Raw genomic sequence first — 10214 nt, 5'->3', positions numbered from 1 at the left:
GGTTTCCACGACGATCCGGCGGCTGACGCCCGCGTCCACGAACACGCGATCTATTCGCGCCCGCGCGGCGTCTTCGGCGGCCAGAGAAACAAACCGGGCGTCGGCAAGATCTGCCGGGCCGACCATCAGGCGCGCTGCCAGGGGATGCCCGCGCGGCATGATGCAAACGGCCTCGGGGGCAACGATCACCCTGGCGTGAACACCTGCACGGTCGATTTCATCAGCCGCGAAGCCGATCTCGAACTGACCCGAAGCGACCAGATCCTTGACGGCCTCCGAACTTCGGATGTGAAGGAGGATCGAGACGTCGGGGAAGTCGCGGCTGAAGGATCCGACGGCGCGCGGCAAGAAGGCATTGCCCAGAACCGGGAGACTTGCCACCCTTAATGTCCCGGAGGAAAAGCTGCGAATATTGTCGGCGGCAAAGCGCAGCCGCTCAAGGCCGATGAAGCTCCGCTGGACCTCGTCATAGAATGCATGCGCCTCGGTGGTTGGTCGAATGCGACCCTTGCCTCGGTCGAAGAGCTTGAGCTTCGTGCTTCGTTCGAGATCCGACAGGAGGCGGCTGACCGCCGGTTGTGCAATGCGTAGGACCTCGGCCGCGCGGGTGGTTGTTCCGCATGCCATGACGGCCCTGAAAGCCTCGATTTGGCGAAAGTTCATGAGACCTCCCAACATATAACATAAGTGAATAACATTCACTCAACTTAGCATTTGAATGCAAGGGCGCGATGCCGTTGGAATGTGGCGTGGTGTCCTCGGCGTAAGCACGACGACCATCGAGCCCCGGGGCAAAGGAGACGGTGGATATGCGATACAGGCTTGGTGAAATGGTTTGCGCGGCGGCGATGGCGGCGTTGTTGGCAATACGGGGTCGGAACAAGAGCAGTGCGAAATCGTACGCTAAGGTCGAACGGAGCAGGAACGTTATGCGGCACGGCGTAGCCCTGCCGGGAGGCGAAGCGACCTGAAGCCTTCCGGGAGATGTTGCTCGCTGTCCCAGGTGTAGATACCTGTCAGGTTGATGTGCTCCCAACTCAGCGGCGAGATATGCTTCAATAGCGTATCTGAGATGTTCCTTCCCGCTCGTTTGAGCTCTGTGACCGCGCGGTCGAGATAGACCGTGTTCCAGTGGACGATCGCGCTGACGACAAGATTGAGGCCCGATGCGCGGAATGCCTGACTTTCGAACGACCGGTCGCGGAGCTCGCCACGCTCATGAAAGAAGACTGCGCGTTTGAGTTTGTGCGCTGCCTCCCCCTTGTTGAGGCCGGCTTGGCAGCGCCGGCGCAGTGTCGAGCTCGAGTACCATTCAATCATGAAAAGCGACCGCTCGATGCGGCCGAGTTCCCGAAGAGCCTTGGCCAGTTGGCTTTCCTTCGGTGATGCAGAGAGCTTCTTCAAGATCGTCGAGGGCACGACGGCACGGGTGGTTATCGATGCCGCCAGATGAAGCAGATCGTCCCAGTGATCGAGGATCAGGGTGGTGTTGATTGGCGCTCCGATGTGGTTCGACAGCGCCGGGTATGCATCGCCTTTCTCGAACGTGTGGAACTTCCGATCTTTGAGATTGCGCAATCGCGGTGCGAACCGCTTGCCGATTAGAGCGAATAGCCCAAAGACGTGATCGCTCGCGCCGCCTGTATCGGTGAAGTGTTCCTGGATGTCGAGGATCGTGTCCTGATCGAATAGTCCGTCGAGCACAAAGGCAGCCTCGCTTTCGGTCGGGCTGATGGGCAAGATGCTGAAGTAGCCGTACTGGTCTGACAGATGGCTGTAGAACTTCGATCCGGGCTCACTGCCGTAATGCAGATTGATATCTCCGCGCTTTGCGGCTCGGTCGCTTGCTCGGAAGAATTGGCCATCAGATGATGACGTCGTGCCATTGCCCCAAAGACGAGAATGCGGATGGCGGGTGTGTGCGTCCGTCACGCAGGCCTGGGCCGCACGGTAGGTTTCTGACCGGGCATGGAAGGTGCGCATCCAACTGATCTGGTGAGCGCTGATGCCTTTGGACGCGCTGGCCATCCGTTTCGGACCAAGGTTGGTTGCATCGGCCAGTACGCCAGCCAGCATGGCCGAGACATTCCTCGGAGTGTCACCCGTGCGAACATGGGTGAAGCAATCCGCAAAGCCGGTCCATTCATGCACCTCCCTCAAGAGATCTGGCACCTCGACCAACGGATAGAGCTCGCTGATCTCGGCATTCAGGTCCTCGGCTGCTGCGGGAACTTCGCCAGCTGCCGGCGTGACGATAAGCGTTCCACCTTCGAGACGAACACCGTCGAGCTTCCCGGATCGTGCCCTGTGCGCCAGGCGCTTCAGGTTGAAGTCGAGCATCTGCCGCGCTTCGGTAAGCCACGCCGCACCGTCCTCTTGGACACCAAGTCCGAGGCGACCTTCATCTTTCAGGATTGTGAACGTTGGCCGCGGCATCAGGTGCTCGTCGATCGGTCGGAAAGATCGGCTGCCGTCGACCCAAATGTCCGCGGATCTAAGGCGGTCTCGCAAAGCGGCGAGCGTAGCAATCTCATAGAGACGGCGATCGGGCTTCTCCTGCCCGAGGATTAGCCGTCGATCAGCTTGGCTGAGGTGGGTGACCGGGACGCGATCCGGAAGGCTCCGCCGCTTCTCGGCATAGAGCCGTTTCAGCAGCGAAATCGCCGCAAGAAGGGGATCATGGCGGCGCGCTGAGCGGAATGTGAACGCCTGCAGGAACGCACCGGCGTACTTGTTGACGGTCGCATATTGCTCGGCCGCCAAGGTCAAAGGCGACGCCTCGTTGTCCTCGACCATCGACTCAAGCTCAGGCTTCATCCGAAGCAACCGGTGCCATCCAACTTCTTGATCGAGAACCTCCAATGCGTTGCGGCCATAATCGTTCGCGGACTGCAGGGCTGTGATCGTGTCCAGGAACATGCGTAGCGCTTTGGCCGTATCCGGCCTGCAGTCCATGTGCCGCTGCTTCTTGCGGTTATTGGCTTGCGAGAACAGCCGGCCTATCAACTTGATGAACATCGACACTGCATCGTCAGTGAGCTTCTGGCCGAGCTTGATAATCTGCGCCACGATCAGCGCGTGTCGACGGCTGGCATTGAAGTCGTTGGCCAGCCATGCCGGTGTGGCGTTGCCCTCACGGATCATCTGATCCCACCGTCCAGATGATATACGCATCTGCAATTTCGGATCGATTTCTAGCTTGCGCAGGAAGGCGATCCGTTCGGTCAGCCCGACCAAGTTTGAAGCACCTGGCGCATCCGGCGCTGATCGCAGCCAATGAAAGCGCGTTTGGCCAATGGCCGGGTCAACCTCCAACAGCTTATCCAATGATTGAAGTGTATCGACCGAAATTTCTTCGATCAGCGCTCTCTCCGCCCGCCGACGGGCAATGGCGCGGGCGGCAAGACCGATCCGTTCGATCGTGTCGATTGACGGCAGAAGAGATCCGCGTTCACTAAACATGGAGACAGTAGCACTCGCTATCGCGCCACCGTCATCGGAGATCGCGGCCGCCTGAATTGCAGCTAGCAGCGCAGCTCTACGGTCTTGCCCCGTCGCGCTCCGCGCGGCCAGATAAACCATCAAGCGAGCAATGTGATCGCGACGCGTTTCTTCACGGCGTGCATAGAGCGCAAACTTTCCAGCGTCGGCGCCAATCTGCTCAGCAACGTACTTTAGCATTGCGCGAGGCGGAGTTTCGTCGGTCGATAACACCCGGCCTGGATATCGCATCAGGCAGAGCTGAACGGCAAATCCGAGCTGATTGTGTTCTCGTCTGCGAAGTCCAATCTCAAGCCTGTCAGCCGACGACAACGAATAGTGTCGGATGAGGCCGTCCTCATCGGTTGGTATATCGAAAAGTCTCTGTCGATCCTGAACCTTGAGAAGCCTCCGTTTACCCATCGCCCAACTCCATCCACGACCAATGTGCCGGGAGCGTCGTCGAGTCGGTCAGGCGAAGAAATCAAAACTGGTGCCCTGCGAGGGCAATCCACAGGGATCGGATGCTGCATAGCAGCACTACAGAAGAGTTCATGATCCGTTCGCCCTTAGCGTACGATTTCGCACTGCTCTTGTTCCGACCCCGAAAACGAGTATTGTTTGATTTATCCCGTTATGGAGACTTAGCGAAACTGCCGAGCAAATACCTGAGTGGTTGGCTTAACAACAGGTCGCGGTCCGGAGCGATGGCAGAGGCCGGTTTATTTCTGGGTATTCTTATGCTCATCAACACCCGCAATGGAACAAAACAAGGGCCGTGCGATCTAGGCAAACTCAACACAGCACGCGCCAAGCGGCGATCATTTCCGCTCCTTGACTATTCAACTATCACGCTTCACCTGGATCGTCATTCTCGCGAATTTCCTCGCGCCGGGGACTCCCATGCAGATCTGGAAGCACATCTGGTGCGAGGGCATTTCAAAGTTAGACGCACCGGAATTTTTTGGTGGTCGCCACATGTTCGCGGCACATTGGATGATACGCCTGAGGTTCGAACCTATCACGTAAAGCGGTAGCGAATATGACTTGCGGGTGAGAGACCGTGAACTCGTTTAATGCTCTTAGAGGAACAATTGCTGTGGTAGCTATCAGTTCCAGTAAAGCTGAGAGTGGTGCAATGCAAAGGCAGAGAAACAGCACCCTCGTTACTTCGAGCGCGTCCTCTAGAACATCCCCGCTTCGTATTGCTGATTCGCACTCGCGCGTAGTTCCTGGAGCGCTCGGGACTAGGTGATCCTGCCCATGGCGATGGCCAATAGGAGAATGATACCGAGAGCGCCTCGGTATATCACGAACGGCCAGGCGGAAAAACGCTCGAGCACGCGCATCAGCCCCCAGATCGCGAAGAATGCCGAGAGCGAGGCTACGACAAGCCCAACCAGAAGAATGAGCCAGCCGTCGAGAGACAGATGGACTTTGTGGAGTTCCCAAAGTTCCTTGAACCCGGCCAAGGCTATTGCCGGCAAACCGAGCAGGAATGAGAATCGCGCTGCCTCCTCTCGCTTAAAGCCGAGCGCTAGCGCAGCGGTCAAGGTGGATCCTGAGCGCGACACTCCAGGGATCAGGGCACCGATCTGAGCGACGCCCACACCCAATGCGTCGATGAAAGATACATCCTCTAGCGTCCGTCTGTGGCGAGCAAAAATCTCCGCAAGCGCGAGTAGGATGGCCATGACGATGCAGGCCCAGCCAATCACTGTGAGGGACCGCAACGGCGAACCGCAGGCGTTCAGCACGCCCGACAAGGACATGCCCGCCACACCGATCGGGATAGTCGCAACCATAATCCAAAGAGAAAAGCGGAAGTGTCGGTCCCGGAAATTCCGATGCGCAACGGCGCGCACCGAATTTGTGGCTAACTGGCTCACGTCGCCCCAGAAATAGCTGATGACGGCAGCCAGCGCTGCGAGTTGCATGGCGGCGGAGAAGGCAGAGCCGGGATCTTGCCAACCGAGCAAGGCAGGCACGATCCGCATGTGCGCCGTCGAGGAGATCGGGAGCAGCTCGGTGATCCCCTGGACAACGCCCAGTAGGGCAACTCTTGCGTAGCCCAATGCTACAAATCCGGTATCGACGCCTTGGGTACAAGCGTTTGTCATGCAGGCTCCTTCAATTGGCGAGTGGCGGCTAAGGCCAAGCGACTGGAATGAGTGAAAAACGTGCGCGCGGCTGAGCGGCCAATCTGTCGAGCGAACCGCAACGCGGTGACGCGAGCGCGCACTTTTCGTTGAAACGAACCGTTGACACCTTCATGCCGGTCCCATGTGACGATAATGTCGACGAGGAATTTTGTCGGTCCTGCAGAGTTTGCACAGAGTCATGTTCGCCATACCTTGCCGTTCAACGGCCCAACGCAATCGCCGACCGGGATGCCCTGAGGAGGGCCCAAACATGTCTACGGCAAACGACGAGATAGATGAGCGTCAGCGCGAGGTAGGTCCACGCAAGCGTCACGTGAACAGCTTCGAACGGCAGAAAGAACTGGATCAAGAACAGGCCGAGCAGGGCGAAGGCCTTCCAAAGATCGAAGCGCAGGGTTAGGAGGAGGACCGTGCCGAATAGCGACTGCGCGGCGGTTAGGAAAATCTCATCCCGCGCAACCGTGCCAAGCGGCAACGCTTGCAAGTGGCCCGCGCCCAAGCTGTAGGCGATTGGGATCGTGGCGATGAGCAGCGTCCACTGATTCAGCTTGGAAGAAATTAGTGTTCCAAGTCCCATGGCAGCCGCGATGATCGTTGCGGCCCAAATATAGGCTGTCAGGCTTTCGGGAAACTCGGACAGGAACGGCGCGAGCCACTGGATGAGGGCGAACTGGCTGATCCCCAGGCCACCGGCAACCTTAAGCACCGCGTCCAGAAACGGTTCGGCGCCGGCGTAGAGAATGAAGGCGCCGAACGCGAAGAATGAGCCGATGGCCGTCCACTTGCGAGCAGGCGCCATGCCCTTCGTCGTGGCCGCTATTCCGATCGCTTCTTCAGCCTCCTCGTGTCCTTCCTCCAGCTCTGGCTCGCGTCTCCGCAGCATGACCCAGATGTAGGCCCCGTACATTGCGATCAGCACTCCTGAGTCAATGAGCGACAGGGTGCCCTTGATCACGATGACGAATGCATAGACGGACGCGATCAGGAGGAAGAAGACGGGCACCCCCTGCTCACGGGAGAGCTCAATCGCTGTGTAGCGCTGGCCTCGCGCCCGTGCAGCGATGGCGGCCGTGAACAGGATCAGAGGCCAGCCCAAGCCTAGCAGCAGCCGATTTGCACCCGTCATCGAGGCGGCCGCGAGTTCGATCTGTTGGCGGTAGGCGAGGATGGCCTCGAAGGTGTATTCGGGAGCGACCTCGATCAGTGCCAGGATGGCGAGCGCAACACCTTGAGGCATCACGCCTTCCAGCGCCTCGACGCCCCAGGAGAGCGCGAACGATGCGGCAACGATCGCCAGGCCCGTGACGATCGCGATGGTCGCGGCCGAGCCGCCGCCCACTCCGAAGAATCGTACCAAAACGAGCGGAACAAGTGTTACGCCAACAAGTCCGATCGTCGACCACTGGCGTGCGGAATAGGAGCGCGGGAGAGCGGTTGAGTGGTCCCTGGGTGCTAATTCCATCGTCTATGTCTCCGCGTGCTTCCGATGCAAAGGCTTTTAGGAGATACAAATGCCTTTAGGACAGGAAACGGCGGCATTCGGCCGACGGGCAAATGACGGTGTTGCCGTGCAGGATGGAGGCTGTCCAGCGGTGCGCCAATGCCCTGAGGGCGGGTCGCGGCCCGTCAACCGCGGCGCCGACCAAGCGCTGAGATGCGGCCCCACGCCTCATCCGATGCTCCCAAGCACCGGAAACGTCGTCAGCATCCAGATGGCGATCACCTGCAGGCGTCCTGTCATCATCAGAATGCCGACGCCTACCACCACCGCCCCCGCGCCCACGTTGAGCGCTGCACCGGCGCGTCGCATACGTTTCAAAGATACGGCCGCGCTGCCGAAAAACAGCGCCGCCAAGAGAAAGGGGACGCCGAGCCCGAGGCCATAAGCGCCGAGCAGCACCGCTCCATTGCCCGACGAGGTCGCCGCGACAGTGAGGATCGAGGCGAGCACCGGCCCAATGCAAGGCGTCCATCCAAAGGCAAAGGCAATCCCAAGAAGGAAGGCTCCGACGGGGCCTCCAATCTGCTTGGGGCCATGCCAGCGCCGATCAGCCATCAATGCGACGGGCAAGCGTAGCAGTCCTGTCATGGCGAGACCGAGGACAATGATCAGCGCGCCACCGATCAGATTCGCTTCAATATGATAGCGTTGCAGAAATCCGCCGAGGGCCATCGCACTCAGCCCAAGCAGAACAAAGACGGTGGTGAAGCCGAGCACAAAGAGGAGCGCTGGTCCGATAACATGGAACTGGCGGCTCTCTGCTCCACCAGCGCCCGCTCGGCCAGCGACATAGGACAGATAGCCCGGCACGAGCGGTAGCACGCAGGGTGAAAGGAAGGAGATGGCCCCAGCCATTGCGGCTGTGGCCAAACCAAGCAACGATACGTCGATGGGTTCCATCGTTAGGACGCCACGCGGCTCGGCCGCCCACGATCCGAGACCGTCGGCCGCGCCGGCCAAAGGGAGCCTGTAATCAACAGGACAACGCCGATGGCGATCACGACGTCTGCCATGTTGAAGGCCGGCCAGTGCCAGTTACCGACATAGAAATCGAGAAAATCGGTCACGGCACCTTGACGTATCCGGTCCAACACGTTGCCCGTCGCCCCACCTCCGATCAGGCCGAGACTGATCGTCTCCGATCGCCTTGGCGTTCTCATGGCCCAGACGACAAGCCAGGCCACGATCACCATCTGGATTCCGGCCAGCACCAACGGGCGATCGAGGAAGATCCCCCGGAACATCCCGAAGCTGACACCCGTGTTGAAACCGAGCGTCAGATTGAAAAATGGCGCGATTTCGATCGTGCGCGGCGGCACCATCACGATGTTGACCATAAGCCATTTCGTGACAAAATCGACCGCAACGGCGGCAGCCAAGGCACCACCGGCCAATGCAGTTCGTCGAATCAACATAGGGTATGCCACGATCAATCAGTCCTCATTGTTCAGCCGTTGTCCGCGGCCAGTGCATTTGTGCTGGGTCGAAATCGTGCCGGCGCTGCCTGAACCAGTTACGCCGGGGCCGTCTCGGTGATCGCGGGGGCCAGACGCGGGTGCCTCGAAACGCCAAAGCCATCGGATGGGCCTCCCTTTTGAGTGCTGGTCTGAGCACGATTGAGCAGGCGCAGGCCATTGAGAACGACCAGCAGCGATGCGCCGACGTCAGCCGCGATGGCGCCCCACAGAGAAGCGAGACCAATCACTGTCAGTGCAGTGAACAGCAGCTTCACGGCGATTGAGAAGGCAACGTTCTGCCGGATCACCGCGAGCGTCGCGCGCGAATGGCGAACCAGCCAGGGCAGCTTCGAAAGGTCGTCCGACATAAGTGCCACATCGGCCGTTTCGATGGCGGCGTCGCTGCCCATGGCGCCCATGGCGATGCCGAGATTGGCCCTCCCCATCGCGGGAGCATCGTTGACCCCATCGCCGACCATTGCGACAGATCCGTATCGCCGCACCAAATCCTCGACCGCCGCCACCTTGTCGCCAAGGCAGCAGTTCGGCCCGAACCTCGTCGATGCCCGTCTGCTTCGCAATCGCCTCGGCCGTCGCGCGATTGTCCCCCGTGAGCATCACCACGTGCTTGATGCCGGCGCGGTGAAGTGCGGCAACAATGTCCTTCGCTTCCGGTCGGACAGCATCGGCAACGGCGATGAGCCCCCAGACGTCCTGGCCATCGCCGACCGCGACCATGGTGCGCCCGGCACTCGAAAGCGTATTGGCCTGCTGCAAAACCCCATCCGAAGTGATACCGCGCTCCTCGAGGTAGCGGCGCGAGCCGAGCCAAGCCTGTCTGCCTGCCACTCGACCGGTGACGCCTCGGCCGACGATGGCTTGGACGGCCTCGGCAGGCTCGGCGGCAATCTTGAGTTCGACGGCTTTCACCAGGATGGCGTGGGCGATCGGATGCGCGCTGCGCGCCTCCAAGGCCGCGGCCAAGCCGAGGATGTCTGTTTCACTGCGGCCTCCAAACGGCACGATCTCGACGACCTGCGGCCTTCCTTCGGTGAGCGTTCCAGTCTTGTCCATGGCAATGGCTTTGAGGTGCGCGGGAGTTTCGAGATGTGTGCCGCCCTTCACCAGGACGCCCTGCTTCGCCGCGCCGGCGAGTGCCGCCACGATCGTCACCGGTGTCGAAATCACGAGGGCGCAGGGGCAAGCGATCACGAGTAGCACGAGAGCCCGGTAGAACCAGACGTCCCATGCGCCGCCCAGGAACAGGGCCGGAGCGAGGAAGATCGCAACGGCGAGTGCCATCACCACAGGCGTGTAGACACGCGCAAACTTCTCCACCCATTGCTCACTGGGCGCGCGGCGGCTCTGTGCCGAGCCGACCATTCGGATGATCTGGGCGAGCGTCGTGTCATTGGCTGCTTTGGTGGTCACGATCTCAAGCACACCCTCGCCGTTGATGGTCCCGGCAAAGACCACGTCGCCCTCTGCCTTGAATACGGGAACGCTTTCACCGGTGATCGGCGCTTGATTGACTTCGCTCTCGCCGGCGGCAACCCGGCCGTCGAGTGGCACCTTGTCTCCTGGCCGGACGACGATGTGCGCGCCAACCCGAAC

Annotated in this window: 7 protein-coding genes and 1 pseudogene; all 8 read right to left on the bottom strand. The window is 60.2% G+C overall.

All coding sequences use genetic code 11. The annotated features are described in order from the left end of the window. Window positions 1-663, bottom strand: a 663-nt coding sequence (locus FFS37_RS35185) for a LysR substrate-binding domain-containing protein (protein WP_171026558.1), incomplete at its 3' end; no start/stop codon positions are given. Between the two features lie 264 nt (window positions 664-927). Continuing rightward, a complete protein-coding gene (locus FFS37_RS35180) occupies window positions 928-3903 on the bottom strand; it encodes a Tn3 family transposase (RefSeq protein ID WP_137935490.1) in 2976 nt (991 codons plus the stop codon). Window positions 3904-4727: 824 nt separating this feature from the next. After that, the gene (uppP, locus tag FFS37_RS35175; protein ID WP_137935489.1) at window positions 4728-5600 is read right to left on the bottom strand and encodes an undecaprenyl-diphosphatase UppP; all 873 of its coding nucleotides are present in this window, start codon (window positions 5598-5600) and stop codon (window positions 4728-4730) included. Between the two features lie 241 nt (window positions 5601-5841). Further along, window positions 5842-7104: a sodium:proton exchanger gene (locus FFS37_RS35170; RefSeq protein ID WP_137935488.1), complete on the bottom strand. Its 1263-nt coding sequence runs from the start codon at window positions 7102-7104 to the stop codon at window positions 5842-5844. A 207-nt stretch (window positions 7105-7311) separates the two neighbouring features. Next, entirely contained in the window at window positions 7312-8043 is a 732-nt protein-coding gene (locus tag FFS37_RS35165; protein WP_137935487.1) for a cytochrome c biogenesis CcdA family protein, read from the bottom strand. A gap of 2 nt (window positions 8044-8045) precedes the next feature. After that, window positions 8046-8570 carry a signal peptidase II gene (gene lspA / locus FFS37_RS35160; RefSeq protein ID WP_232375916.1) on the bottom strand — a complete coding sequence of 175 codons (525 nt, stop codon included), beginning with the start codon at window positions 8568-8570 and terminating at the stop codon, window positions 8046-8048. A gap of 86 nt (window positions 8571-8656) precedes the next feature. Then, on the bottom strand, window positions 8657-9079 hold the full coding sequence (locus FFS37_RS36560; RefSeq protein WP_269750982.1) for a hypothetical protein: 423 nt from the start codon (window positions 9077-9079) through the stop codon (window positions 8657-8659). A gap of 115 nt (window positions 9080-9194) precedes the next feature. Next, window positions 9195-10172: pseudogene (locus FFS37_RS36555) on the bottom strand (heavy metal translocating P-type ATPase); the annotation flags it as partial. Window positions 10173-10214 lie beyond the last annotated feature (42 nt).

Source organism: Mesorhizobium comanense (assembly GCF_005503535.1).
GTDB classification, from domain to species: domain Bacteria; phylum Pseudomonadota; class Alphaproteobacteria; order Rhizobiales; family Rhizobiaceae; genus Mesorhizobium; species Mesorhizobium comanense.
This window is presented reverse-complemented; position numbering and strand designations above follow the sequence as displayed.

Bases quoted from the DNA above. Each gene is read 5' to 3' on its own strand.
- FFS37_RS35180 (WP_137935490.1), bottom strand. From the start codon at position 3,903: ATGGGTAAACGGAGGCTTCTCAAGGTTCAGGATCGACAGAGACTTTTC.
- FFS37_RS36560 (WP_269750982.1), bottom strand. From the start codon at position 9,079: ATGGTCGGCGATGGGGTCAACGATGCTCCCGCGATGGGGAGGGCCAAT.
- FFS37_RS35170 (WP_137935488.1), bottom strand. From the start codon at position 7,104: ATGGAATTAGCACCCAGGGACCACTCAACCGCTCTCCCGCGCTCCTAT.
- FFS37_RS35165 (WP_137935487.1), bottom strand. From the start codon at position 8,043: ATGGAACCCATCGACGTATCGTTGCTTGGTTTGGCCACAGCCGCAATG.
- uppP (WP_137935489.1), bottom strand. From the start codon at position 5,600: ATGACAAACGCTTGTACCCAAGGCGTCGATACCGGATTTGTAGCATTG.